Origin of the sequence: Acidiferrimicrobium sp. IK, from assembly GCF_025499425.1 — a bacterium.
GTDB lineage: Bacteria > Actinomycetota > Acidimicrobiia > Acidimicrobiales > Palsa-688 > Acidiferrimicrobium.
Map to the genome: position 1 here is coordinate 108528 of NZ_JAIMCB010000005.1, position 26326 is coordinate 134853.

Genomic DNA, 26326 nt, shown 5'->3' on the forward strand with positions numbered 1-26326 from the left:
GGGTCGCGGCCGCCGCGGTCACGGCGCGGCGACCGGTCCGATGAAGCCCGGCGGGCGCGCTGTGCACACGGTCGGGTGACCCGGAGGGGGTGCCCCGCCTGGCAGGGCCAACGTCGCCGGCGACGGGCCGTCGATGGTCGCCACTCCTGCGTTCGCACCGGTCGGGTCGCCGGCGCCAGCCAGGCGGCTGAGACCGCCGGTGGCCGCTGCCGTCGTGGGCGGAGCGATAAGGTTGCTGAGAATCGCGTCGTGTCGGTTAGCGGCGTCGGCGATCGGCTGGAAGCGCCGCATCCGGTTGCTCCACTGGCGGCTGAGCGTCTTGGGGTCGCTGACGTCGGCGCTGGGATGATCAGCCAGGAACCGGTTGAGGCGCGCCACCTGGTTGGGTTTGAGGCTGTCGGTCCAGCGGGCGCCTCCGTGGAATATCCCGCCGGTGACCGCGCCGACGGTGCCGGCGATCAGGTCGTTTTTCCAGTCGAGCGTGCCGTGGGTGCCGACGTCGTCCAAGGTCTGTGCGAACACCCCCGACCCGGCGCCGTAGCCGGCGCCGGCGGCTACCCGTGCGCTCATCGCGGCCGGCATCGGCAGGCCGGGGACGAACGCGCCGAGGAAGCCGCCCACCGCGGTATTAAGCGCGACCTCCTGCCAGTCGATCTTGCCGGTGCCGATCAGCTGCCCCACGATGCTGGACCCGCCACCGGCGGCCGCCCCGAGCAGCACCAGCGGGATCAGCTCCGGGTTCGTGGCGACGAGGACGATGGCGCCGGCCGCGGCCAGGACGGTCAGCGCCTCCGAAGCGTGACCCGCGGTCCAGCCGTGCATCTGGGACATTGCCTCGGCGGCGGTGACCGGCTTGCGCCCGGTCGGGTCGAGCCACTGCAACGGGTCGTTGCGGGCGTAGAGGTAGGTGTTGGCCGGGCTGCCCGGCCACCCGAGCGGCGACACCTCGGGGTCGGGGGTGAGGAAGGTGTGGGTCTGTGGGTCGTACACCCGGTTGCGCAGCCACACGTACCGGCCGAGGTGAAGCTCACCGAGGAAGCCGAGCGCCGGGCCGGTCCCGGCCCGCTCCCCCCACGTGGAGGTCCCCGCGACGTCGCCCCGCCAGTCCGAGCTGACCCACCGCATGCCCGTGCTGTCCCCTTCCGCTAGGGGGAGTCCGGGCAGGCCGGCCAGGCGCCGCTCGCCGACCCGGGTGACGATCGGACCGAACGGCCCCTCGATCCACTCGACGTCCTGGCCGCTGACGCGCACCGGCAGACCCAACGGGTCGTAGTCGATGCTGAAGCCGCCCTCCGGACCGTCGACGCGGATCAGACGGCCGAGCGCGTCCCACCGGTACTCGACGGTGCCGGCGGCGCCGGCCTCCTTGACCCGTCGACCGCAGGCGTCGTAGGTCACGGCGGTGGTCCCGTCTGGGCCGGTGACCGCGGTCAGCTGGTCCGCGCTGTCGTACTCGAAGCGGCGGGTGCCGCCCGGGGCGGCCTCGGCGACGACCCGCCCTCTGAGGTCGTAGTCCCAGCGCCACTCCCCCTCCGGCCCGGACTCCGACACCAGCTGCCCGGCCGGGTCGTAGGCGTAGCGGACCGTCCCGTCGGGGCCGCTCACCGCGACGACCCTGCCGTCGCGGTCGTAGTCGAGCTCGACGGTGGTGGTCCGCTCGCCGATGGTCTCGCGGTACGCGCTGACCGCGCCGCCGGGGCGACGCTCCCATTCCCGCTGCAGCCCTTCGGCGCGCACCTCGAGGATCCGCCCTTCGCCGTCCCGGCGCAGCTCGACGGACGGCAGCCCGCTGTAGTCGATCCGGTCGGCCTGCCTGGCCTCGTCCAGGTGCACCGTGACCGCGTTCCCGTCGGGGCTGCGGGTCTCGATGGTCCGCTCGAGGTCGTCGCGGTGGATCTGCATCGCCCGGCCGTCGCGCACGAACGCCACGGTCCGGCCCTGCCCGTCGAGGTGCAGCTCTAGCAGCTGGCCGGCGGCGTCCCGCACGAGCGTGGGCTCTGCGCCATCCCCGGGCCGGACTTCGATGAGCGGGTCGCCGCCGGCGGCGACTCCAAGCAGGTGCCCCTCCCCGTCCCACCGGTAGGCGAGCGTGGTTTGGTCGGGGAGGCGGTACTCGACGCGCCGGCCGGCGCCGTCCAGGCTCCAACTGGTCCGCCGGCCGAGCGGGTCGGTGACCCCGATGGTCCGCCCGTTGGGGTCGCGCTCCAGTCCCCAGCGGCTGCCCTCGCCCTCCACCGCCGACACGTAGCCGTTGGCGTCGTACTCGAGCTGGGTGCGGCCGCCGTTGGGGTCGGTCGCTTCGACGACCAGTCCCCGATGGTCGTAGCGCAGATGGTGGCTGGCACCCTCGCTCCCCCACTCGACGAGCCGCCCGAGGGGATCCCAGCGCTCTTCCTCCGCTGCCCGACCGTCGGACTCGACCGCCGCGGGGTAGCCGTCTTCTCCCCAACGCTGCGTGAAACGGGTGCCGTCAGGATTGACCACCCTCTCGACCCGGCCGGACGGGTCGTAGGTCGTGCGCCGGACGGCGTCGCCGAGACGCTCCTCGACGACCCGGCCGGCCCGGTCGTAGCTCCACTGCCACAGGCGCCCGTCGGGGGTCGCGACGCTTTGGAGCCGACCGCCTGGGGTGTAGGTGGCCCTGGACAGGACCTCGCCGTCGATGCGCCACTCGACGGGCCGGCCCGCCTCGTCGTGGATCATCGTGCACGACGACCCGGACCGCGGGTCGCGGCCTGCGAGGAACCGCCCGGCCGGATCCCATTCCAGCTCGACTGTGATCCCCGCCGCGGTGGTGGCGGAGCGAGGCCGGCCGAGATGGTCCAGGTCGACGGCGGGCCCCTGCCCGGTGGGGTCGGTGACGGCCGTGGGCAGCTCGCCGTCCCACGCCTGGCGCCACAACGCGCCGGTGGCGTCGGTGACGTCGGTGACCCTACCCAGGCTGTCGCGGCCGTACGAGAAGCGCCCGCCGGCGCCCAGCACCAGGCCGACGGGTCGGCCGGCGGAGTCCCACTCGATCCCGAGCTCGGCGCCGGAAGGGTCGGTGACCGCCTCGAGCAGCCCGTCGGGGCCGTACCGCCTGGTCGTGACCGCCCCGGTGAAATCGGTGGAGGTCAGGACCCGACCCGCCGGGGTCCTGGTCACCTCCCCAGGGCGCCCCCCCGCCACCCGCGCCGCGAGCACCCGCCCGGCGCCGTCGGTCTGCGTGGCCCACTCCTCGCCGTGGGGCGCGGTCACCGAGGTGCACGTGCCGTCGGGCCCGTAGGTGTAGCTGCGCACGACGCCCTCGCCGTCGGTGACGGCCACGACCTGGCCGTCAGCGTCGAGCTGGTAGCGCTCCTCGACCCCGTCGATGTCTTTGACACCGGTGATTCGCCCGCCGGCGAGGGTGTGCTCGCGCCAATACCCGGCCGGGCCGGTCACCCGGGAGGGCACCGCCCCGCCATCGGCGTACTGGTATTCCTCCCACACCCCGGACGGGTCGACGTAGCGGAGCAGGCGGCCCTCGGCATCCCACTCCCACTCGGCGACTCCCCCCTCGGGGTCGACTTGGCGCACGCAGTTGCCGTAAACGTCGTAGGTGCGCCGGGTGACGCCGCCGCGGAGGTCGACCACCTCGACGGGGTTGCCGACCTCGTCGAAGCGCCGGCGGGCTCCGGTCCCGTCGGGCAGGCGCAGCTCCACGAGCCGTCCGGCCTCGTCGTGGCGGTAGAGGGTGGCGGTCCGCTCCTCCTCGTCCTCCACCACCAGCGTGCTCGGTGCCAGCCACCGGTAGGTGCTGGTCCGACCGCCCGGCGCCAGCTGGCGCACCACCCTGCCGTCGGTGTCGTATTCGTTGGCCACCACCCGCACGCCGTCGGCGTCGTGGACCTCCCGGACCCGTCCGGCTGCGTCGACCGCGTAGCGCTGGGCGCCCGCGGGCCGCTCGACCTCGACGAGGTCGTCGTCGACATAGCGGTAGGCGCAGCGCCGCCCGTCCGAGGCGACCACTGCGCCAATGTGACCGCCTATCCATTCGATCGACAGGCTGCGGCCGCCCTCGTGGCGCAGGCCGACCAGCCGGCCCTCCCGGTGCAGCGCGCTCACGGTCCCGGCGAAGGGGTCGGCGAGGGTCCGGAGGTGACCCTCGCCGTCGAAGCGCCACACCATCCCGGGGAAACGGGACGTCCACCGCCACCGCAGCTCGAAGCCGTCGTCCACCTCGGCCAGCTCCGCTTCCATGGCCGGGTGGCGTAGGTAGTCGGCTCCCACGCGGGTGAACGCTGCGCTCTGGCCGTCGGGCCCGTGGTAGGTGACCTCGCTGGCGGTCGGCTCGAGACGGCACCCGGCCCAGGTGTGCCAGCCCCTGCCGGCGCCGGTGTCGGAGACGAAGCGGGAGCTGTAGACGCGCAGCCAGCGCAGCGGACCGAGGGTGGCGGGCATGGGGATGTCGTCCTCGATCTCGAGGAAGTGGCCGGCCCCGGTGCTGACCGGGTCGTCGCGCCACCCGGAGTACATCGTCGTCCCCTGGTACACCGGCTCGTCGGCGGTCAGCGCCTTGGGCACCGTGTCGCTGATGTGCGCCGCCTTGAGTGCGGCGGCCAGCGTCGCGTCCGGCAGCGTGCCGGTGTCGGCTCGGACGAACTTGTCGTGGACGACTTTGAGCCACTGCTCGTCGTGGTGGTCGTCGTCGTGGAGGGTGTGGACCTGCGACCAGGCGTTGCCGAGTCCCCCGGGCCGGAAACGCCCGTCACAAGGCGCGTCGAGGAAGGCGGTGACCGCGCCGGCCGCGGCGCTTATCGCCTGGCCCAGCGAGTCGGTGGCCGCCCCCGCCTTGGTCACGAACTCCTGCAGGTTCGATGGGACCGCCGAACTCGTCGCGCTCACCTTTTTGATCTCCCCAGGGTGACGGTGTGGGACGTACCGCCCATAGTGTAGGAACTGCGGCGAGCCGGCGCGCCAAAGGAGCGAACTTGGCGCCGGGCGGTTAGTCGCGGCGCGCGCCGCCGCCGGCGAGTACTTTGTGCACCAACTGCTGCTCGGCGTGGAGGCGTGGATGGCGACGGCCCAGCGAGTCAACTTTCCTTTTGACGCGGCGCTCCCCGCCGCGCAGGCGTTGTGGGCCTTGGCCCAGAAGGTTCGCGAAGGCGAGCCGGTCCGTCAGGCAGCCGGACGCAGCGCGCTGACGGAGTTCAAAGGCGCCTACGCCGACCGGTTCCGCCAGATGCTGCAGGTGTCAGCGACCAGCGCCGGGGCCACCGCCCAGGACCTCGAGCAGGCCGCGTACGACATCGCCAAGGCGTGGGCCGACGCCCAGCATCAGCAGCAGATCTACCTCTATTTCGCGATGGTGAAGGAGAAGCGGGACAACCGCAGCATCCTGCAGGACGCCACCGACTGGCTGACCGGGGATCACACCAACTACGGGTCTCAGCCCGGCCCTCCCGAGGTCCCCTCGCCCCCGGGTTTCGCGCCCACCTACGTGCCGCCGGCCGAGGTGCCCGGACAGGCTCCGGTACCGATCGGCTGACCCGGCCGGTCGTCGGAGCCCCGGCTCGTCTTGCCCGGGCAGCTCTTGCTCACCCGGGCCGGGCCATCTGGCCAAGCCCGACCCGGCCATCAGCAACCACGAACCCCCGCCCGGGCGGCATGGAGATGTGCAGCCGGTTGGGAAGGCGAGCCCCGAGCAGCTCGCCGTCGTAGTCGAGGTTCGGTTGGAGGAGCACCCCGGCTTTTGATCGTCGCACCGTCTGGGTCCAGTGCCCGTACTGGGTCCGCAAGACATCGGCGCGCCCGCCGATGGCGATGTGCAGCTCGGAGCGGCCGGCGGCGAGGAGCTGGGCCAGCCTGCCTCCCTGGTCGTCGACGCCTTCGGCGTCGTCGATGAGCAGCAGCGTCGGGCCCGACGCCATGAGCGCGGCGTCCGCGACCGAGGCGATGTCGGCGGCGGTCGCCGCGACCTTCGACACCAGGGGGCTGGAGCGAAGCGGCGACCGGCGCAACGCGACGCCGAGGATCGTGGCGCTGGGCGCCGCGGCGCGCAGCGCTGCGGCGAGCGCCAGCAGGGTGGTGGAACGCCCGGACCGGGACGGTCCCGCGACGGTGGCGTGCTCCATCTCGTAGAGGACCAGGTCCAGCGGGCTGAGGTCGGCTTCGGCCATGCCGATCGGGAGCCGCCACTCGTCGGTCCCGACCCGGCCTTTGGCTCCGAGGTCCTCGAGGTTCACTGCGTCGGGCAGCAACGCCACTGCGAGGGGCGCGGCGGTGGGCGGCGGCGTGCGCGACGCGACCTCGGCCAGCGCCGCGTCGATGTCGGCGCCGGGCACGGCGACTTGGACCGCCCGCCCGGTCTCGGCCAGGATCCCCCGGCCGGGCACGAACGTCGGCAGCTGCTGGCGGCGGATGGCGAAGGACCCGTACTCGTTGGGGTCGGCCAGTTGCAGGATCAGCTTCTGGGGGGTGGCGGCGCTCAGAGCGGAGGGGACGCCGCCCAACCTGGACGCGGTGGCGGCGGTGTGAATGCCGACGTCGGGGCCTTCGGTGTAGAGACGCACCGTCTGCTCGACGATGTCGATCCCGTACGCCGTCTCGTATTCGGATCGGAACGCCTCGACGTTGTCGATGAGCAACAAGATGGAGGGCAGGCCGGGGCGCGCCGCGGCGGGTAGGTTGCGCCGGCGGTCCATCTCGGCGCGCAACTCCCGCACCAGGCGCAGCTGGCGCTCGCGGTCGGTGGCGCCGACGACCGTCCCGGTGTGGGGCAGCCGGGCAACGGCCCCGAGGGCGCCGGACCCGAAGTCCAGTCCGTAGATGTGGCCCTGGTCGGCGGTCCGGCTCTGGGCGAAGCTGGCCGCGATGGAGACCAGCGCGGTGGTGGCCCCGCTACCGACGACGCCGAAGACGAGCATGTTGCCCCGCTCGAGGGACCAGCCGGAGGGGTATCGGGTTTGGGCGTCGGGGTCGTCGACCAGCACGAAGCTCACCAGGTCGGCGCCGGGCGGTGCCGGTGAGTCAGCCACCGCCTCGAGGTCCGCGAGGTGCAGCGAATCGGGCAGCGGGTCGGGCCACGGGCGGCGCGGTGGCGGCCGGCTTGAGGCCGCGAACGCGTCGGTGGCGGCCTTCACCAGGCGGACCAGGTCGTTGGGGGCCGCTTCGGCCCCCGCCGGAGCCCCGCCGTCGACCGTCGGACCGCTGGGGGGCTCCTCGCCTCGAGGGTCGGCGCCGAAGACGAAGGGGGCGACGGTGATCAGCGGCCCGTCCCGGCCGGTGGAGGTGCCCGACGCCAACGCGGTCTGGATCGCCACTACGTCGGTCTGGCCCACCCGGAACAGGCCTCGACCCTTGTGGCGGATGGCGGCCGCGTCAGGTATCCCCACCACGTCGAGCGAGTCCTGCTTGTCCTCGACCTGCAGGGAGATCCGCAGGCGGGTGTTGGCGCGGATCTCGGCGTTGACTGCGGTCGACGGCTTTTGTGTCGCGAGCAGCAGGTGCACGCCGAGCGAGCGGCCGCGGGCGGTCAGGTCGGTGAGCGCGCCGATCTCCTCGGCCAGCTCGGTGGCCATGGCGGCGAACTCGTCGATGATGACCACCAGCCGGGGTACGGGTGGAAGGTCCGGACCGGCGCCGGTCCCCTGCCGGGACCGGTAGTCACCGAGGTCTTTGGCACCGGCCCGGTCGAAGAGTCGCTCTCGCTGCACCAGCTCGGCGCGAAGGCACTGCAACGCTCGCCTGGCGAGGCTCACGTCGAGATCGCTGGCCATCCCCACGGTGTGGGGAAGGCCGGCGAACTCGGTGAAGGTCGAGCCGCCCTTGAAGTCGAACAGGCCGAAGGTCAGCTCTTCGGGCGGGTAGCTGGCCGCGAACGCGGCGACGATCGTCTTCAGCAGTTCGCTCTTCCCGGAGCCGGTCGTGCCGCCGATCAGCCCGTGGGGGCCGTGCCGGTCGAAGTCGAGCACGAACGGGCCGCCTTCGCCGGCTCCGATCGGGGCCCGCAGGTGACCACCGCTGCTCCTCCCCCACCGGGCCGCCACCGAGGTTGGCTCGAGGTCGTCCAGCTCTAGCAGGCCCGGCAGCGGTGCCAGCTCCGGCAGCCCGGCCCCGGCGATGTGCAGCTCCGGGTCCTCGAAGCGCGCCAAGTGGACGGCGCAGGCACGGGCGGCCCCGACGTCGACGCCGGTCGCGAGGAGACGGAGCGGGTCGCCGCCGCGACGAGGTTCCGAGCGGGTGGCCGCTCCGAGCTCGTCGACGGTGAGGACCGTGGTGCACACCGCGGGCAGCCGGTCGGCGCTGCCGGCGACCACGATCCCTGCAGCCGGGCCGCCGTCGCCTCTCAGCAGCGCCCGCCCGGGGCTGTTGCGGCCGGCGAGGAGCCCGTCGCCGTCGATCACGTACAAGGTGACCGGGCCGCCGGCGGGGGCCGGCGGCGGGTTGCCTGGGAGCCGGCCAGCGAGCAGATCGTCGAAGAGCCGGGTGGCGTGGGCGGCCCCAGCCGCGAGGAGTCGGCGCTCGGCCGGCCCGGGTCTGGTGTCGCGGGTGTGGGGAAGCCACTTCGCCCAGTCCCATTCGCCGCCGGTGCTGTCTTCGGTCGCGACCGCGATGCGCAAGTCGGCGGGTCCGTGGTGGACCGCGGCCTGGCAGAGCAGGGCTCGGGCCAGCGCCAACGCCGCCTGCCGGTCCCCGACGATGCCGACCACTCCCCCCTCGGCGAGATCGACCGGTATCGCCGCCGCCCGCAGCTGACCGGCCCGTTCGAGGCGGTCGAGGACGGCCTGGGGCGGCTGGTCCCCGCCGGTACGGGTCCGAGGCACCGTCCAGGTGGTGTCTCCGATGCCGGCGCTCAGCTGGAGCATGTCGAGGTGCCCTATCCGCCGCTGCCACAACTGGACGCTGGGGGCGTCCGCCCGGCGCAGCACCTCCGCCAGGTCCGGGAGCAGCGCCCGGCGTCGGGCTGCCTCGGCCGCGACAGCGGCGTCGAGCGCGGCGTCGAAGCGGCCGAGGTCCTCGTCGAAGCGGCGGGTGTCGCGCCGCAGCGACCGCCCGGCGCGCTGCTTGGACTCCCACCAGTTGCCGAGCAGCATCATCGGTGACATCAGGGTGAACAGCGCGTACATCGCGCTGTGGAACGCCACCACCATGACCCCTCCCATGGCGATCGGCGCCAGCAGCGCCGCGATGGAGAAGGGGGGCTGGCGGGCCTTGTCGGGCGGGCGGGGAACGTCGAGGGGGGCCGGTTCCGGTGGGAGCGCAAAGCGGGGGGGCCGGTTGAGGTTGATGGTCCCGGCCGCGGTGACGTCGCGGAAGCGGTCGGTGCCGGCAGGCTCGTCGCCCGACACGGGCGGGCGGACCGCGACGGCCAGCGAGCCGATCTCCACGACCGACGTCGCAGCGAGGCGAACCGGTTCGGATCGGGCCCGCCCGTCGACGTAGGTCGGGTTCTCCCCGGCCAGCGGGGTCAGGGTGGTGCTGGCGTCGGGGGCCACGTCGATACGGCAGTGACGTCGCGACACCGTCGGCTCCTCGAACACCACGTCGCAGTCGGGTGAACGGCCCAGGACGTGGCTGCCCACGCCGAGCGGGACGCGTCGCCCGGCGTGAAGCCCTGCGACCACGCACACTTCGACAGCGCCGGCGAAGCTGCCGCTTGTGTCCTCGGCCTCCCCGAGCAGGGCGCCTTCATGGACCCCGGCTTCGGTGACCGACAAGTCGCCGGGGACGGCCAGGCCGTCGACGAGGATCTGCGCCGGCGACGGCCCGGCGCCGGGCGTCCCGTCGCGGCTAGACGGGCCCTCGGCACCGGGCGGGGCCGCCAGACCGACGGCTCGGGCCAACTCGGCGACCGAGGTAGTGACCGGGTCGAGGCGCACGTCGACGTCGCGGCGCCCTGCCGGCCCGGCGACGATGAACTTCACTGCGTCCGCCCTCCCTTCGCCACCCGAGGGAATGTACTCCCGAGCCCCGACAGGGACGACCGTCGCCGACCCTGCGGGGGTCGGGTCGAGTTCCGGCGACGCGCCCGGAATCGGTGGGTATGCTCTGCCTCGGCGCGCTGATTGAGCATTGTGGGAATGCGAAGCGCCCTACGACACAAGGAGCCTTATCGTGGCAACGCGGGTACTGGCAACGCCTGAGGCACAATCGGCGATCACCCAGATCGAGAACATATTGAACAACGGTCTGACCCAGACCATCACCGACCTCGACACCCAGGGCAAGACGCTGTCGGAGCCCAACGTGTGGGACGGCAACAAGGCCGATGACTTCCGCAACAACGTGTGGCCGTCGGTGCAGCACGCCTTGCAGAGCGCCACCCAGCAGCTGCAGGAGCTGCAGGGCAAGCTGCAGGGCATCCATCACGACATCATGGCGGCGGGCGGCAACACCTGAGCGTTCCGCGGCTGACACCTGAGCGCACTCCCGGGGGTGGCGGCCGTCCGCGGGCGGCCGGCACCGTCCCGGTAGGTTGAGGGTGTCGTGTTCCGCCAAGCCACGCCTGCCTCTCCCCTGCCCGACGCGGTCACGAGCTGGCTGGTGGTCCTCGGGGCGCAAAAGCCGTCACCGGCGACGCTGCAGGCGTACCGGCGGGATCTTCTCGGGGTGGGCGGCCGCCTCGCGGCTCTGGCCGGGGGCAGCCTCGCCGACGTCACCGTCGCCGATCTGAGCCGACCCCTGCTGCGGGCGGCCTTCGCCGACTGGGCGTCGGACCACGCCGTCGCGTCGGTCCGTCGAGCCCATTCGGCCTGGTCGTCTTTCTTCGATTTCCTGGTCAGCGAAGGGGTGGTCGAGGGAAACCCGATGGCTGGGATCCCCAAGCCGAAGACGCCCACGGTGCTGCCCCGCACCATCAGGGCCAGGGACGGGGTGGAGCGGCTGCTGATCACCGCCGGGCAGCCCGATCCTGCCGCCCGCCAGCCGTGGCCCACCCGCGACCTGGCGTTGGCCGCGACCTTCTGCGTCACGGGGGTGCGGGAGGCCGAAGCGGCAGCCCTCGATGTCGGGTCCCTCGAAGGGGAGCCCGGCGCCCGGCGCCTGCGGGTCGTCGGCAAGGGGAACAAGGCCCGGCCGGTGCCGATAACGAGCAGCCTCGACGACCTGCTCAGCGTGTACCAGCAGGAGCGGCGGGCCCGCTTCCCGGCCCACGACCTGGGCCATCCCGCGACGGCCCTGTTCGTCGACGTGCGGGGGCGGCGCCTGACGGTGCACCAGATCCGCTACCTGATCGAACGGCTGTACGTCCGGGCCGGAATCCGCGCTCAGGTCCCCGCCGGCGCGCTGGTCCATGCGCTGCGCCACACTTTCGCTACCTCTGCGTTGGAGGCCGGGGCTGACGTGGTCGAGCTTCAAGAACTGCTCGGCCATGCCTCCCTGGAGACCACCCGCCGTTACCTCTCCGCGACCGGGGAGGGCCTCCGGCAGGTCATCTCCGCCCATCCCGGACAAGCCGCTCTGCGACGGGCCGTGACCGCCGGAGGCGACCTCCCCGACTGACGCCGGGACTGGCAGACTCGGGGCCATGGCCCACCAGACACCAGCACTGGCGACGGTGGACGGCCTGTCCCTGCAGACCCGGCAGTGGCGGCGTCCCGACGCCCGAGCCACGGTGATCCTCGTCCACGGTTTCGCCGCGTCGCGCAAAGACGGCGCGGTCATACGCCAGGCGGAGGCGCTGCACGTCGCCGGCTTCGACGTGATCACCTACGACTCGCGTGGGCATGGCGAATCCGACGGTCTCTGCACTCTCGGGGACCTCGAGCGCCACGACGTCGCGGCCGCGGTCGCCGGTGACCGGCGCAGCGACCGGCCGGTCGTGCTGGTGGGCGCTTCGATGGGAGCGATCTCGGTCCTCCGCTACGCCGCGTGCGGCGACGCTCGAGTCGACGGGGTGGTGGCGGTCAGTTGCCCGGCGGCGTGGCGGGCGCCGCGAAGCGCGCAGGGGATGCTGCTCGCCGCGTTGACCCAGACCCGACTGGGCCGCAGCGTGGCCGACCGGCGTATGCGGGTTCGGTTGTCGCCGGTGTGGACCAACCCGGAACCGCCGACCGCGCTCGTCGGGCGGATCGACGCTCCCATCGCCCTGGTCCACGGACAGCGCGACCGGTTCATCCCGGCTGCGGCCGCCGTCGAGCTGTACCGCCACGCCCGCGACCCTCGCCGGCTGGACCTGGTGCCCGGCATGGGTCACGCCTACGACCTGCTCGGGGTGGCCCCGGTGCTGGCCGCGGTGGAGTGGGTCCTCGTAGCCGGAGCGGCTCGCCCGCGGATCCCTCTCACCGTCTAGCGCCAGGCGGGCGTCAGTCGCCGGGGCGGTCCCACCACCAGGCCAGCCCGACCAGGCCCGGACCGGTGTGGGACACCATGACCGGGCTGAACGACCCGATCCACTCCGATGACGGCTCCGCCCGGCGTCGCACCGCGGCGAGGAGGCGGTCGGCGGCCTCGGGCACCGAGGCGTGCATGGCGACCACGTGCAGCCGGGCGCCTTTGGTGATGCTGTGCGCCCACATCGAGATCAGCCTGTCAGCCGCCGCGTCTTGGCCGCGGGCCGGGCGGTGCGGGCGGACGTGACCGCCCCGGAACTCGAAGATCGGGTTGAGACCCAGCCATCGGCCGGCCCACGCCGCGGACCCCGGTACTCGCCCGCCGCGGGCCAGATGGTCGAGGGTGGGCAGCGTCGCCACCAGCCGGACCTGGGCGGCGGCGGTGGCCGCCGCAGTACGGACGTCGGCCAGCGTGCCGCCGGCCTTGGCCGCCTCGGCGGCGGCCAGCACGACCAGGCCCTCCGCGCCGGCCGCGGTGCCGGTGTCGAGCAGCTCGACGTCTGAGTCCTCGGCCAGCTCCGTGGCCAAGCGGGCCGCCTCATAGGTGCTGCTCATCCCCGCGGACAAGGTCAGCACCAGCACCCCGTCGCCCTGGTCCGCCTGGGCGATGGCCTTGGCGAACTCGCCGGGCGACGGGCTCGAGGTGGTGAGCCCTTCGTCCAGCCGTCGGAGGACCTCCTCCAAGCTGAGCTCCCCGTCGCGTACCGGCTCCCCGCCGAGCGTCAGCCACAACGGGACGACCACGACGCCCGACGACGCGACCAGGTCGTCGGGGAGCGACGCGGCGCTGTCTGTGACGATGCCGACGGTCAGGACCCGACCCCCACCGTGCGATGGCGGGCGCGGGTGTCGCGGTCCAGCAGCGCCCGCCAGAGGTAGGTGGTGGGCCGGCGGTCGGTGGGCCGGCGGTTGCCGGCGAGGCGCTTGGCGATCATCGGCGCCAGCACAGCAGCCGCGAAGCGCCCGGCCTCGGGCCCGTGCACCCGGGCGCTGACCGGCACCAACGCGGCGTCGGCCACGACGGTTCCGATCGCGGTCTCCCCTGCGAGGCGCCCGCCGGCCATGCCGGTCAGCAGCACCGCGGCCCCGACTGGTGCGCCCACGAGCAGGGCGCCGATCGCCGGGGACAAGCCTCTGCCTCCCGCGCCGCGCAGCCACGGCGACCAGTTGTGGCCGGCCACCGCAGCCGCCGCGGCAGCCGCGGCCACCGGGGCGCCGGCCCTGCGAGCAAGCAGAGGCCCGACGGCCCCTTTGGCGACCTCGCACACCCCGGCGATGGCCAGCGGAGCGAACCCGGCGACCTCGAAAAGACCGGTACCGGAGACCGTGCCCGACCCGACTTGGCGCAGGTCGACGCCACTGACCCGCTTGGCCATGAGGTAGGAGAAAGGGATCGACGACGCCAGGAAGCCGGCCGGCACGGCGAGCCATCCGCCAAGGCGAAAGCCGCCCCCCGACCCGCCCGGATCGCCGGCACGCAAGGCGGCGAACCCGGACAGCCTGGCGGTGGCTGCCGTCATCGCCGCTGCGTTGCGCAGGTCAGCTCCCATCGCTCCGGAGGGTAGCGGGGACCGTGACGATAGTCGCGCCATTCAGCGAATTCCCGCCCCGGGGCGGCGCAGCAGACGTAAGAAACGGTTCCCGCGGCGTTCACCCCTCTGCCCCCGGAAGGCCGCCCCGGCGCGTCGGATTGCCGCGCTGGGACGCATAGCCTGAGGCCGTGGCCGATCAGCGAATCCTCTTCGTCCCCGCGGCCTTGGCAGGTGGCCGGTGACGGTGCTCTGGCTGCTCGTCGTCGCCGTCGCCGCGGTCGGCGCTCTGGCTCGCGGCGCCCGCCGGGGCGGTCCCGCCCGGCGAGCGGCGCGAACCCACCATCGGGTTCTCGACACTCTCGACACCATCACCCGCCAGGCCGCCGACCACCCGGTCCGGGCCCGGGACGCCGAGGACGCCCACACCCACGTCCGCCTGGTCCGGGCCGAAGCAGAGACCGGAGCGCCGGCTCACGCCCGGGCCCCCCGACCGGGGCGCACCCTGGGGTCGGCTCCCTTCCGGGCGCCGGTGGCCCGCCACGTCATCGACGACGACGCCGCCTTGGCGCTGCCCGACGCGGAGGAGCAGGTGCGCGTCAGGCGCAGCTCGGACGTGGCCTCCGCCCCGGCCGCGTCGGTTGACGCCGATCCCGTCGACGGACACGCCGGCCCTGTGGATCCACTCCAGGACCGGGCCGCGGCTCGCGAGTCGTTCAAGCTGGCCGTCCCCGGCGATGAGGCGACCCCGGCGGGTGAGACGCCCGTCGGAGGCGGGGCGCCGGTGCTGCGCTTCGACGAGGACGTCCTCACCGACCCGGCCCCTACGACGATGCCGCCGGTCCCCCATTTGCCGCCGGAGGCCGTCGCTGCGCTGGCGTCGTCGGGCCGTCGAGGGCAGCGGGCCGACGCCACGAAACACCGCTCCTCGAGCCGTCACCGCGCCGGGCGTCAAGCGCCAGCGAGCCGCCGCTCCAGGGGCGCCGGGCCGGGAGCGGGTCGCAGGACCGCGGCGATGGTGGTGATCGCCGCGGCGGCGGTGCTCGTCGTGGTCGCCGTCGCCGCCGCGCTCACGCTCAGGTCCGCTCCTTCGCACCGTCGTGCGGCGGCACCCAACCCGCCGCTCAGCACGCCGCGCCCGGCGTCGGCCCCCACCGTCGCACCTACGACGGTCGCAGCCCCCGCCACGTTGGTGTCGAGCACCCCCCAAGACGCCGTTTACAGCCTGGCCGGTCCCTCGACCATCACCTTCACCGCCTCCCGCGGGGCGTCTTGGATCGAGTTGCGCCAGGGGGCGCAGGCGGGGACCATCGTCTACCAGGGCATCCTGCGGCAGGGACAGGCGCAAAACATCACCGGCCCGGCGTGGGTCCGCCTCGGCAACCCCACTGCGGTCAGCATCGCGGTCAACCAGACCCCGCTGGCAGCCCCGACGCTGACGGCCGGGGAGCCGTTCAACCTGCAGTTCCGCTAGACGCCGGCGCTCGTTGCGCCGGCGGGTTGCTCAGCGGCGAGCGTCCCGGGGCGAGCGAGGATGGTGGGGCTCCACCCGGACCGCGGAGCGCTCGAGTCGGGCCATCCCGATCATCCATAGGGTGGCTGCGGTGGCGATGGCGGCGCAGATGCCGATCACCATCCCCAGCCCGGCGAGGAAGTGCATGAAGTCCATAGGCCCATTGCATCGGCCGCGTCTGTGACCGAGCAAAGGACTGTCTGTGAACTGGCTGAGATTTTCTGTGGCCGAGTACGCCGGCGGCCGCCCAGACGCTTAGGGCTGCCCGTCGAGCGCGTCCCACGTCGGGATCAGGGTGCGAGCGGCCCGGGCCTCGTCCACCCGGCCCACCGGGGTGGTGCGCGGCGCGGCCTTCCACGCCCCCTCCTCGTCGGCGGCGATGTCGATCAACGCGTCGGCCAAAGCCGCGAGGGTCTGGGGGCTCTCGGTCTCGGTCGGCTCGATCATCAGCGCCTCGTCGACGATCAGGGGGAAGTAGACGGTCGGCGCGTGGAACCCTTCTTCGAGCAGCCGTTTGCCGACATCCAAAGCCCTGAGCCCCTTGCCCTTCTTGAGTGAGGTGGTGGACGCCACGAACTCGTGCATGTTGGGCCGGTCGTAGGGCAGGTCGTAGGTGCCTCGCAGGGCGTGGCGCAACCAGTTGGCGTTGAGGACCGCGCCCTCCGCGACCCGCCGCAGCCCGTCGCCGCCGTTGGCCAGGATGTAGGACCAGGCCCGGGCCAGGGCCAGGGAGTTGCCGTGCCAGGTGTGGACCCGACCGATCGACTGCTCAGGCGTCCGCCACGTGAAGCTTCCGTCTTCCTCGCGCTGCGGCAACGGGCCGGGAAGGTACTCCGCCAACCGCTGCGACACCGCCACCGGGCCGGCGCCGGGACCGCCGCCGCCGTGGGGCACCGCGAAGGTCTTGTGGAGGTTCATGTGCACGATGTCGAAGCCCATGTCGCCTGGTCGGGTCACCCCGAGGATGGCGTTGAGGTTGGCGCCGTCGTAGTAGAGCAGGCCGCCGACCTCGTGGACCGCGGCGGCGATCTCGGCGATGTCTTCCTCGAACAGGCCGAGGGTGTTGGGGTTGGTCAGCATGATGCCGGCCACGTCGGTGTCGAGGCGGGCCCGGAGGGCGTCGAGGTCGACCAGTCCTCGCTCGTCGGAGGGGACCGTGACCGTCTGGTACCCGCCGAGGGTCACCGACGCCGGGTTGGTGCCGTGAGCGGAGTCGGGGATGATCACCTTGGTCCTCGTCGAGCCCTGCGCCGCGTGGTAGGCCCGCATGAGCAGGAGGCCGGTCAGCTCCCCCGCCGCTCCAGCGGGAGGCTGCAGGGTGACCGCGTGCATCCCGGTGACCTCGCAGAGCGCGTCGGAGAGATCGCAGAGCAGCTCCATCCAGCCCTGCGTGCACGAGGCGGGGGCCGCAGGGTGGGCCCCGATGAGACCGGGCAGCGCGGCCGCGTCGTCGCACAGCTTCGGGTTGTACTTCATGGTGCAAGACCCGAGCGGGTAAGCCCCGAGGTCCACCGAGTACTGCCGGTGGGTGAGACGGGTGACGTGGGCCACCAGGTCCCGCTCCGACACTTCCGTCAAAGCCAGGGGTTCGGGTCGGAGGTGCCCGGCGGGGACCAGCTCCTCGGCGGACCATTCGGGGACCTGCGTGGTCCGGAACGAGTGGGCGTGACGGCCCGGGCTCGACATCTCGAAGATCGCCGGTTCGGCGTCGCGCCCGAGCAGGGGGACGCTGGTGGCCTTCCCGCCCGGCGCCGGGCGGTGCCCTTCGACGCCGGTGACGTCACCGAGGCTCGTTCCGTCCATCGAGTGGACCGACGTGTCCCCGGTCTCGGCGGTGCTGGTAGCGGCGGCGGTGTTGGTGCCGGTGGTGTTATCGCTCATCGGACGACCTTCTCCAGTGCTGCGGCGTACGCGTCGATCTCGGTCCTGGTCCTTCGCTCGGTGACCGCCACGAGGAGGCCCCGCTCCCCTGCCGGGTCGTCCGGGGCGACGGTCACCCCGTCTCGCAACCCCACCGGGACACCGGCGAGGAAGCCTTCCTCGGCCATCCTGTCGACGGCGACGGCAGGGTCGACGGGAAGCTTCACCGCGAACTCTCGGAGCACCGGGCCGCCGGTCAGCGGGGCAACGCCGGGGATGGCCAGCACCGCCTCCCGGGCGTAGCGGGTGCCGCGGGCGCAGCGCAGCGCCAGCTCCCGGAGGCCGGCGGTCCCGAGCCACGCCAGCTGGATCATGGCGCCCACCGCGATGAGGGTCTGGTTGGTGCAGACGTTCGACGAGGCCTTCTCCCGGCGGATGTCCTGCTCGCGGGCCCGGAGAGTCGTGACGTAGGCGGGGCGGCCCTCGACGTCGACGGTGCGCCCGACGAGGCGACCGGGCAGCCGGCGGACCAGGTCCAGGCGGCAGGCGAACAGGCCCAGGTAAGGGCCTCCGAGCGACAGTGGGGTCCCGAAGGGCTGGCCCTCGCCGAACGCGACGTCGGCGCCGTCGGCGCCGGGAGAGCGCAACAGGCCGGCCGCCACCGGGTCGAAGCCGCCGAGCAGGAGAGCCGCGTGGCGGTCGGCGGCGGCCCTGGCCGGGGCCAGGTCCTCGATCACGCCGAGGTAGTTGGGGTTGGCGACCACCACCGCGCCGGGGGTCTCGCCGTCGGGGGCGGAGTCCCAGTCGGTGACGCCGTCGCGCAGCGGGATTTCGACGATGCGGTGCCCGGTCCCGGCGGCCAGGGTGGCCAACGCGGCCCGCCAATGCGGGTGGACCCCGCCGCTCACCCACACGGTGGGACGGCGGGTCTCGGCGACCGCGAGGTTGACGGCTTCGACCAGGGCGCTGGCCCCGTCGTAGAGCGACGCGTTGGCCACCGCCAGTCCGGAGAGGCGGGCGACCATGGTCTGGTACTCGAACAGTGCCTGCAAGACGCCCTGCGCCACCTCGGGCTGGTAGGGCGTGTACGCGGTGACGAACTCGGTGCGCATCATCAGCCGTTTGGTCGCCGAGGGCACCTCGTGGTCGTAGGCGCCGGCTCCGGCGAAGCACACCAAGTCCGCACCGACGCGGTTGCGCTCGGAGTAGCGCTCCATCTCGGCGAGGACGTCGGGCTCGGACAGGCCGTCGGCCATGCCTAGACCGCCGGTCAGGCGTAGCGCAGCGGGGACGACATCGAACAGCTCATCGAGTGACGACAGGCCGATGTCGGCCAGCATGGCCGCGATCTCACTGTCGGTGTGGGGGACGTAGTGGCCCACGATCAGCCCTTCTGCTTGGCGACGAACGGGAGGGGGGTGACCCGGGCCGGCACTTTGCGGCCCCTCAGGTCGAGCTCGACGGCCTCGAGGCCGTCGAGCAGCTCGGACGGCAGCAGGGCCAGGGCGATGCCGTGGCCGAGGACCGGCGAGAAGTTGCCGCTTGTGACCTCGGCCACCGGTCTGCCTTCGACCAGTACCGGGGTGCCGGTCCGGGGCGGCTGCCGGCCGTCGGTGGACAGGCCGATCAGGTGGCGGGGGACGCCGGCGGCGCGCTCCGCGTCGAGGGCGTCACGGCCCCGGAACCCTTGGGGTTTGGTCCAGGACACGACCCAGCCGAGCCCGGCCTGCAGCGGGGTGATACCAGGGCCCAGCTCGTGGCCGTGCAGCGGGAGAGCGGCCTCCAGCCGCAGCGTGTCCCGGGCGCCCAGGCCGGCGGGCCGGACGCCGGCGTCGAGGATCGCGTCCCACATCGAGCCGGCCACCTCCACGGGAACCGCCACCTCGATGCCGTCCTCCCCTGTGTAACCGGTGCCGGCGGCGACCGCCGGCCGACCGTCCCAGGTGAAGGGGGCGACCCGGAAGCGGGGCACGGCCGCGGCGTCGGGGGCGACGCTGCCCATCAGCCGGCGAGCGTCGGGGCCTTGCACCGCGATCACCGCCCGCTCGGCGGTCACGTCGGCACCGCCGAGCGCCTCGAGCACCCCCGCGGTGTTGGACGCGTTCGGCATGACATCGAAGCGCTCGTCGTCAACCCACCAGACGATGATGTCGTCGGTGACCGAGGCGTCGGCGGCGTCGAGCAGGTGGGTGTACTGAGCCCGTCCCAGCCCGATCCGCCCGAGGTCGTTGGTCAGCACCGACTGCAGGCGCTCGAGGGCGTCGGGGCCCTCCACCCGGACCGTCCCGAGGTGGCTGACGTCGAACGCCACCGCGCCGCGGCGGCAGGCCAGGTGCTCCGCGATCGTGCCCTCCGGGTAGGAGAGAGGCATCTCCCAACCGCCAAAGGGGACCATCCTGGCCCCGAGGCGACGATGGGCCGCGTCTAGGGGGGAATGCCGGACAGCCGAATCGGGAATGGCGCTCACCACGACGAGCGTACCGGCGGGACCACCCCAACCCGCATCCGCGGGCCGGGGTCAACCGCGGCGCGAGCGCCGGTCAGGACGGGCAGGCTGTCAGCTTCCAGCGGCCTTGCGGACCGCGTCTTGATGGGCGGGCCCGGTCACCTCTTGGGCGCCGCGGAGGCTGGTGATGGCCGCCGCGACCTCGGAAACCAGCGGACGCATCGACACGATGTTGAGAACACCTTGACCGCCGCGCAGGAGGTCGACGATCTCCTCGCCGGAGTGGGCCAGCACCGTCCGGCCCTCGTCGATGACCAGATCGGCGCTGGCCAGGTCGTCGCCGCCGGCGCGCAGGCACTCGACCGCCCGCCTGGTCGACTGCAACGAGATCCCGGCGTCGAGCAGTCGCTTGATCACCTTGAGGGCCAGGAGATCCTCGTAGCTGTAGCGCCGCTGGGAGCCGCTGCCCCGGGCCTCGCTGATCGACGGGCGCAGCAGGTCGGTACGGGCCCAGTAGTCGAGCTGCCGGTAGGTGATACCGACGATGCTGCAGACCTGAGGGCCTCGATAGCTGAGCTCGAGGTCCTCACCGGTGGCAGCGGTCCGGCTCATAGGTTTGCGGGCAACAGCCACGATCCAGCCTCCAGGCAACCACAGCGGGGTAGTTACACCAGTGTGCGCGACAGCGGTCCAGCGCGCAAGGGCTGACCGGCGGCCGGCTCGCGAAACGCCCTCAGCGCTCGAAGTCCTCCGGTCGGATCCCTTCGATGAAGTCCTTGAACTGCGACATCAGATCGTCGGGGTCGCCCCCCTCGTCGGTCGCGTCGTCGTCGTGGAGGACGTAGCCCTCGGCGTCGACGAGCGCGTCCTCGGCGAAGATGGTCGCTGAGGCCCGCACCGCCAGGGCGACCGCGTCCGAGGGCCGGGCGGACACCGACACCTGCCGGCCGTTCAGGCGCAGGCGGACCTCGGCGTAAAACGTCCGCTCCCGCAGCTCGGTGATCACCACGCAGTCGACGGTCGCGCCCATCTCGTCGAGCATGTCCTTCATCAGATCGTGGGTCATCGGCCTGGGAGTGACCACGCCCTGGAGGGCGTAGGCGATGGCCTGCGCCTCCGAGCTACCGATGTAGATCGGCAGCGTCCGGTTGCCCTCGCCGGTCTCCTGCAGCAGCAGGATCGGGGTGTGTGACGGCAGCTCGACACGAACCGCGACGAGGTGCATCTCCACCATGGCTGAACGTTACCCCCTGGCATGCCGTTCCACCTGCGGGCGACGTCAATGTGGCGAATGGTCCTCCGAAGCGGCGTGTCCCGACGGGGACCGCAGTGCTCAGCGGATCGACTTGAGGGCCCGGCGGACCAGGACCTCGCGCAGTTCGGCGCCCAGGGCGGCCAGCTCCTCGAGGGTATCGAGGGCCTGGCGGCGGGATTGGGGGTTGCGCTGGTGGAGCAGCGGCATGATCACCTGCTCGAACAGGCTGGCCTCCCGCTCCGCGCTGGTCTTCCAGGCGCGAAGGTGGCGGGCCTCGACCCCGTGCCGGGCGAAGGCCGCCGCCAGGCGGACGACGTCGCGCCCGTCCGCGTCGAAGTAGGCGGCCCCCCCGGAGCCAGACTGCGGTTGGAGCAACCCGAACCCCTGCAGTTCCTTGACCAACGCGAGCTCCACGCCGCCAGCGGCCGCCAGCTCGGCGGCGGTGTAGCTGTCCACCTCGTCGTCGCCGGGCGCGCTCGCCGACGGCGCCGGCCGAGCCGGGTTCGGTGCCGGCCCCCGGCGGGGGGTTTGGCGCGTCGCTCCCGCTGCGGGGCTGCCGGAGGACGCCTCGGCGCTCGTATCCGTAGGGGTCGGACCAGCCGGAGGGGTCGGACCAGCCGGAGGAGTGGAGCCGGCCGCCGGGGTGGAGCCGGCCGACTGAGCGGGCCCGGCTGACTGGGCGGAACCGACCGACGGGGCCGGGTCGGGAGTCGGGGCCGGGCCGGGAGTCGGGGCCGGGCTGGGAGTCGGGGGCGCCTTCCCGGCTGCGACCTGTCCCGGCGGGGAAGCTTCGGCCGGGGCCGCAGCGCGAGGTACACCCGACGCAGCCGGCACTTCGCTGGACAATTCGGCCGCGTCCGTCGCTATTCGCGCCGTCTCCCCTGGCGCGCTCGACGCCACCGGACGCGGGCGGGCGATGGCGGGCGCCTCCGCTCCCTCAGCGACGGGGGGGACAGACCCCGCCTCGGTCCCGGTCTCCCACGCCAGCTGCTCGCCTTCGCCGGAATCGGGACCGCCTTCGCTCAGGCGTCCCTTGATGACCTTCAGCGGGAGGAAGTTCTCGCGCTGCTGGCGCAGGATCCACCGCAGCCGCTCGACGTCGTGCTCGTAGAACTTTCGGTAACCCGACGGCGTGCGCTCCGGATCGACCAGCCCCTGGCTCTCCAAGAAGCGGATCTTCGAGATGGTGATGTCGGGGAACTCCTCGCGGAGGAGGGAGAGGACCTCGCCGATCGAGAGGTGGGAACGGGCCGGCATCTACCTGTCCCGAGGGAGCCGGAGAGAGGCCGTCACTGGCCGTCCGCCTCGGAGAGGAAGACCAGCCGGAACTTCCCGATCTGTAGCTCGTCGCCGTGGTGGAGGGTGACCTCGTCCTCGATGCGCTCGCGGTTGAGGTACGTGCCGTTCAGGGACGACACGTCGTGGAGGCGCAGCTCGTTGCCCCGGCGCACGATCTCGGCGTGGCGGCGTGACACCGTGACGTCGTCGAGGAACACGTCGCTGTCTGGATGACGGCCAAGGGTGGTCACCTCCGGGCCGAGCGCGAACCGGCTGCCGGCGTTGGGCCCGCGTTTGACCACGAGCAGACCGGCGTCGAGGTCGTAGTCCCCGACCCCCACGGTGATCTCATGCTCCCCGACCTCGCCGGCCGACTCGATCGGCGTGAAGGTGATGGTCTCCGACACGTCCGTGCCGGCCACGTCGAGCGGGGCCCCGCACGAGGAACAGAAGTTGGAACCTGCGGGGTTGCGATGCCCGCACCGGTTGCAATACAGCGCCGCCACAGCCGAGCTGCTCAGGCTTCGATGAGCTTGCGGTAGGCCTCTGCGTCGAGGAGCGACGAGTACACCGACTCGTCTTCGAGCTGCAAGATGCAGATCCATCCCTCGCCGTAGGGGTCTTCGTTCAAGCGTTGCGGGGCGTCGTTGAGCTCGGTGTTGACCTCGACGACAGTGCCGGCCACGGGGGCGTACACATCGGAGACGGACTTGGTGGATTCGACCTCGCTGAACGAGTCGCCGGACCCGACGGAGGCGCCGACCTCGGGCAGCTGGACAAAGACGACGTCACCGAGCGCGTCTTGGGCGTACTCGGTGATGCCGATGCGCAGCTTGCCGTCCTCTAGGCGAGCCCATTCGTGGTCCGAGGTGTAACGGAGATCCTCGGGGACGTTCATGGCCCCGGACCCTACCGGACTAGGACCGCAGCAGGTTGCGTATCCGCCGGGCGTACTCCTGGGCCCGGCCTCTCGCGCCGGCGTCGGTCGCCGCCTCCGCCCACACGTGGGTCAAAGGCTCCTCGGGATCGGGCAGGATCAGCGCCCACCCGTCGTCGTGGAGGACCTTCACGCCGTCGACCAGCAGCAGCTCGTGGTCCTTGGCGCCCTCCATGACCGTCCGCATCACCAGGCCCTTCTTCTCCCACGGGGTGACCACACCTTCGTGGTAGATGCGGACCTTCGGGAGGGCCGCCACGATCTGCGAGAGCCGCAAGTCGTTGTGGGCCAGGAGGGCCAGGGTGTGCACGAGGGCGGTCACCGCGTCGTAGGCGGGGAGGATGGAGGGGAAAATGAACCCGCCTTCCTGGCTGGCCGCGAAGTCCACTCCTGGCTGGTTCGCCACCTCCATCAGGTGCGAGGTGGCCAGCTTCGACCACACGAGGGGCGCGCCTCGCTCCCGGCACATCTCCTCGATTGCCCGCCCGACCGACACCGGCAGCGCCACCGTCGGGGCCGGTGCCCCCTCGCCGCGCCGGTCGTCGAGGACCAGGCGGAGCACGGCCATCAGGGCCTCGTCGTCGCTCAGCACGTGGCCGCCGTCATCGACGAGGGTGAGGTGCTCGCCGTCGGAGTCGATGACCGCCCCGAGATGCGCCCCCGAGGCCCGCACCAGCTCCGACACCCCCCGGGCGTGCTCCCAGCGGTCGAAGATGAGAGCCTGGCGGGTAGAGGCGTACGGGTTGATCGACAGGACCTCGGCGCCGAGCTTCGACAGCACGTTGGGCATCACGAAACCGGCCGCGCCGTACGCGTAGTCGAGGACGACCTTGAAGTGGGCGGAGCGCACCGCCGCCAGGTCGATCTGGTCCACGAGGACGTTGGTGTAGGACTCCGCGACCCGCAGCGGGTAGCGAAGGTCGCCGATCTCACCGGCCAGGGACCGGCGGAAGTCCTCGCGGTAGAACAGCCGCTCCACCTTCTTCTGGGCGGTTTCGGAGATGTCGATGCCCTCCGAGTCGAAGAATCGGATGACCACCGACTGCGGGTCGTCGGGGGCCAGGCGTACCGTGAAACCGCCGGCGCCCCGCTCGTTGCGGACCCCGAAGCGGGTCACCGGGACCGTCGCCACCTCGAGGTCGGCCACGTCGATGCCGGCCGAGTTGAGACCGACCATGATCGCCCGCTTGAGCACCCGCGCCGCGCGGCTGGTGTCGCGCGACGCCACCACCGTCGACCCCTTCTTCATGGTCGTCCCGTACGCCATGGCCAGCCGCACGGCCAGTTCGGGCGAGATGTCGACGTTGGCCAGCCCGGCGACGCCGAGCCGCCCGAAGAGGTTCCGGGCGCCGCGCGACTCCCAGACGATCGACGAGTTGACGATGGCGCCGTGCTCGACGGTCTTGAACGGGTACACCTTGACGCCCGGGTTGATTACCGCGTGCTCCCCGACGAAGCACTCGTCGCCGAGCACCACCCCCTCCTCGAGGCGGGCGCCGCGACGCAGGTCGCTGCTGCGCCCCACCACCGCTCCCCGCAGGCGGACGCCGGGGCCGAGGTACACGTTGTCGTGGACCACGGAGCGCTCGAGGAATGCGTCAGCCCCGACGCGGACGTTGGACCCGAGCACGGTGTACTCGCCGAGATCGGCGCCGGCCTCGACCCGGCAGTAGTCGCCGATGATCGCCGGGCCCCGGACGGTCGCGGCCGGATCGAGCTCCGACCCCTCCCCCAGCCAGATCCCCTCACCTAGCCGGAACCCTGGGATGTCTACCTCGACGACACCATCGAGGACGTCTTGGTGGGCCTTGATGTAGGCGTCGAGGGTCCCGACGTCCTCCCAGTAGCCCTCCGCGACGTACCCGAACAGGGGACGGCCCTCGTCGAGCAGGCGAGGGAACACCTCGCTCGAGAAGTCGACCGGTTTGTCGGCTTCGATGTAGTCGAAGATCTCCGGCTCGAGCACGTAGATGCCGGTGTTGATGGTGTCGGAGAAGACCTGACCCCAGGTCGGTTTCTCCAAGAAGCGCTCGATCGAACCGTCTTCGCGGGTGATCACGATGCCGAACTCGAGGGGATTCTCCATCGCCTTCAGCCCGATGGTGGCCAGCGCACCCCGCTCCTCGTGGAAGTCGACGATGGCCCGCAGGTTGAGGTCGGTGAGCACGTCCCCCGAGATCACGAGGAACGTCTCGTCCAGCTCGTCCATCGCGTTGCGAACCGAGCCGGCGGTGCCAAGCGGCGTCTCCTCCGTCGCGTAGACCATCCGCACCCCGAACTCTGCGCCGTTGCCGAAATAGGTGCGGATGGCGTTGGCCCGGAACGCGACCGTGACCACGATGTCGTCGAACCCGTGCAGCTTCAGCAGGCTGACGATGTGCTCCATCATCGGGCGGTTGGCCAGCGGCATCATCGGCTTGGGCTGGTTCGAGGTGAGCGGCCGGAGGCGAGTCCCCTCGCCTCCGGCCATGATGACTGCCTTCATGAGCGGACCTCCTCTTGTGCGGCCCGAGCGTCGGCGATCGCCGCTCGGGCTCGTGGCACGTAGGCGGCCACGGCGTACCAACCGATGCAGAGTGCCGGGATCACCGCCACCCACGCCAAACCTTCGGCCACGTGGCGCCAACCGGCGTGGCTGTGGCCGACCAGGAACAGCGGCAGGGCGACCATCAACAAGAAGGTCGAGGCCTTTCCGGCGAGCGCTACGTCCATGCGCCGCCCGCCAAGGGCCGCGACGATGACGAACCCGACCACGACGACCACCTCGCGCCCGACCGCGATCACCGCCACCCATACCGGGATGGCCCCCACTGCAATGATCGACACCGCGGCGACGACCAGCAGCAGCCGGTCGGCGAGGGGATCGAGGACCTTACCGAGGTCGGATACCTGGTGCAGCCGCCGGGCCAGCTGCCCGTCGACCCAGTCGGTGGCGCCCAGCGCGGCGAGGAGGTAGGCGGCGGTCAGCCACCCGCTGCGGTGAGGACGGGACAGCTCTATGACAAACAGCGGCACGCAGAGCAACCGCACCAAGGTGAACCCGTTCGCGACCGTGAGGATCCGCCCGGAGTCGCCTGGTCCGGGCGGCTCTTCACCATCGGCCAGCACCCCGTCGGACATGCTCGGAGTCTAGGAGTACGACCCCCCGCCGGTCGGGAGCCTCGCTGGGCGCAGAGTCCCAGGAGCCGAAACGACCGACGCGTAGTGTAGGGCTG

Annotated in this window: 19 protein-coding genes and 1 pseudogene; 5 read left to right on the forward strand and 15 right to left on the reverse strand. The window is 72.3% G+C overall.

The genetic code is table 11. The features are described from left to right. Nucleotides 1-18: 18 nt before the first annotated feature. Entirely contained in the window at nucleotides 19-4866 is a 4848-nt protein-coding gene (locus tag K6U06_RS09945) for a DUF6531 domain-containing protein (protein ID WP_262321777.1), read from the reverse strand. Nucleotides 4867-5002: 136 nt separating this feature from the next. Between K6U06_RS09945 and K6U06_RS09950 the strand changes: the two genes are divergently transcribed. Next, nucleotides 5003-5509 carry a hypothetical protein gene (locus K6U06_RS09950; protein ID WP_262321778.1) on the forward strand — a complete coding sequence of 169 codons (507 nt, stop codon included), beginning with the start codon at nucleotides 5003-5005 and terminating at the stop codon, nucleotides 5507-5509. 49 nt (nucleotides 5510-5558) lie between these two features. Here K6U06_RS09950 and K6U06_RS09955 read toward each other — a convergent pair whose 3' ends face one another. After that, nucleotides 5559-9887: an FtsK/SpoIIIE domain-containing protein gene (locus K6U06_RS09955; RefSeq protein WP_262321779.1), complete on the reverse strand. Its 4329-nt coding sequence runs from the start codon at nucleotides 9885-9887 to the stop codon at nucleotides 5559-5561. Between the two features lie 190 nt (nucleotides 9888-10077). On the opposite strand from K6U06_RS09955, the gene K6U06_RS09960 reads away from it, so the two are divergent. The 3 genes from K6U06_RS09960 (at nucleotide 10078) to K6U06_RS09970 (ending at nucleotide 12253) form a co-directional block, all read left to right on the forward strand. After that, on the forward strand, nucleotides 10078-10362 hold the full coding sequence (locus K6U06_RS09960; protein WP_262321780.1) for a hypothetical protein: 285 nt from the start codon (nucleotides 10078-10080) through the stop codon (nucleotides 10360-10362). 87 nt (nucleotides 10363-10449) lie between these two features. Further along, entirely contained in the window at nucleotides 10450-11463 is a 1014-nt protein-coding gene (locus K6U06_RS09965) for a tyrosine-type recombinase/integrase (RefSeq protein ID WP_262321781.1), read from the forward strand. 25 nt (nucleotides 11464-11488) lie between these two features. After that, complete coding sequence (locus K6U06_RS09970; RefSeq protein ID WP_262321782.1) at nucleotides 11489-12253, forward strand: alpha/beta hydrolase; 765 nt, start codon at nucleotides 11489-11491, stop codon at nucleotides 12251-12253. A 13-nt stretch (nucleotides 12254-12266) separates the two neighbouring features. Here the strand turns inward: K6U06_RS09970 and K6U06_RS09975 are convergent, their stop codons facing one another. Both K6U06_RS09975 and K6U06_RS09980 read right to left on the reverse strand, forming a co-directional pair. After that, nucleotides 12267-13166: a DegV family protein gene (locus K6U06_RS09975; protein WP_262322007.1), complete on the reverse strand. Its 900-nt coding sequence runs from the start codon at nucleotides 13164-13166 to the stop codon at nucleotides 12267-12269. Next, nucleotides 13103-13843, reverse strand: coding sequence for a glycerol-3-phosphate acyltransferase (locus K6U06_RS09980; protein WP_262321783.1), 741 nt, complete (start codon nucleotides 13841-13843; stop codon nucleotides 13103-13105). The genes K6U06_RS09975 and K6U06_RS09980 overlap by 64 nt, the downstream gene beginning before the upstream one ends. A gap of 220 nt (nucleotides 13844-14063) precedes the next feature. Here K6U06_RS09980 and K6U06_RS09985 point away from each other — a divergent pair, with 220 nt between their 5' ends. Next, nucleotides 14064-15296 carry a RodZ domain-containing protein gene (locus K6U06_RS09985; protein ID WP_262321784.1) on the forward strand — a complete coding sequence of 411 codons (1233 nt, stop codon included), beginning with the start codon at nucleotides 14064-14066 and terminating at the stop codon, nucleotides 15294-15296. A gap of 30 nt (nucleotides 15297-15326) precedes the next feature. Here the strand turns inward: K6U06_RS09985 and K6U06_RS09990 are convergent, their stop codons facing one another. From K6U06_RS09990 to K6U06_RS10040, 11 genes and pseudogenes are all read right to left on the reverse strand, one after another. Beyond that, complete coding sequence (locus K6U06_RS09990) at nucleotides 15327-15491, reverse strand: hypothetical protein (protein ID WP_262321785.1); 165 nt, start codon at nucleotides 15489-15491, stop codon at nucleotides 15327-15329. A gap of 99 nt (nucleotides 15492-15590) precedes the next feature. Beyond that, the gene (gcvPB, locus tag K6U06_RS09995; protein WP_410051023.1) at nucleotides 15591-17138 is read right to left on the reverse strand and encodes an aminomethyl-transferring glycine dehydrogenase subunit GcvPB; all 1548 of its coding nucleotides are present in this window, start codon (nucleotides 17136-17138) and stop codon (nucleotides 15591-15593) included. Nucleotides 17139-17212: 74 nt separating this feature from the next. Next, nucleotides 17213-18577 (reverse strand): aminomethyl-transferring glycine dehydrogenase subunit GcvPA, encoded by a 1365-nt coding sequence (gene gcvPA, locus K6U06_RS10000; RefSeq protein ID WP_262321787.1) that lies wholly within the window; start codon nucleotides 18575-18577, stop codon nucleotides 17213-17215. A gap of 2 nt (nucleotides 18578-18579) precedes the next feature. Then, nucleotides 18580-19662: a glycine cleavage system aminomethyltransferase GcvT gene (gcvT, locus tag K6U06_RS10005; RefSeq protein WP_262321788.1), complete on the reverse strand. Its 1083-nt coding sequence runs from the start codon at nucleotides 19660-19662 to the stop codon at nucleotides 18580-18582. Nucleotides 19663-19752: 90 nt separating this feature from the next. Beyond that, entirely contained in the window at nucleotides 19753-20253 is a 501-nt protein-coding gene (locus tag K6U06_RS10010; protein ID WP_262321789.1) for a MerR family transcriptional regulator, read from the reverse strand. A 121-nt stretch (nucleotides 20254-20374) separates the two neighbouring features. Further along, nucleotides 20375-20875 (reverse strand): bifunctional nuclease family protein, encoded by a 501-nt coding sequence (locus K6U06_RS10015; protein ID WP_262321790.1) that lies wholly within the window; start codon nucleotides 20873-20875, stop codon nucleotides 20375-20377. 1049 nt (nucleotides 20876-21924) lie between these two features. Then, nucleotides 21925-22153, reverse strand: a pseudogene (locus K6U06_RS24680) (MerR family transcriptional regulator); the annotation flags it as partial. 32 nt (nucleotides 22154-22185) lie between these two features. Continuing rightward, a complete protein-coding gene (locus K6U06_RS24520; RefSeq protein ID WP_316044707.1) occupies nucleotides 22186-22680 on the reverse strand; it encodes an FHA domain-containing protein in 495 nt (164 codons plus the stop codon). Between the two features lie 11 nt (nucleotides 22681-22691). Continuing rightward, nucleotides 22692-23072, reverse strand: a complete 381-nt coding sequence (gene gcvH, locus K6U06_RS10030) for a glycine cleavage system protein GcvH (protein ID WP_262321792.1) — start codon at nucleotides 23070-23072, stop codon at nucleotides 22692-22694. A gap of 19 nt (nucleotides 23073-23091) precedes the next feature. Beyond that, complete coding sequence (locus K6U06_RS10035) at nucleotides 23092-25596, reverse strand: sugar phosphate nucleotidyltransferase (protein ID WP_262321793.1); 2505 nt, start codon at nucleotides 25594-25596, stop codon at nucleotides 23092-23094. Continuing rightward, nucleotides 25593-26231, reverse strand: coding sequence for a CDP-alcohol phosphatidyltransferase family protein (locus K6U06_RS10040; RefSeq protein ID WP_262321794.1), 639 nt, complete (start codon nucleotides 26229-26231; stop codon nucleotides 25593-25595). The genes K6U06_RS10035 and K6U06_RS10040 overlap by 4 nt, the downstream gene beginning before the upstream one ends. Between the last annotated feature and the right edge of the window lie 95 nt (nucleotides 26232-26326).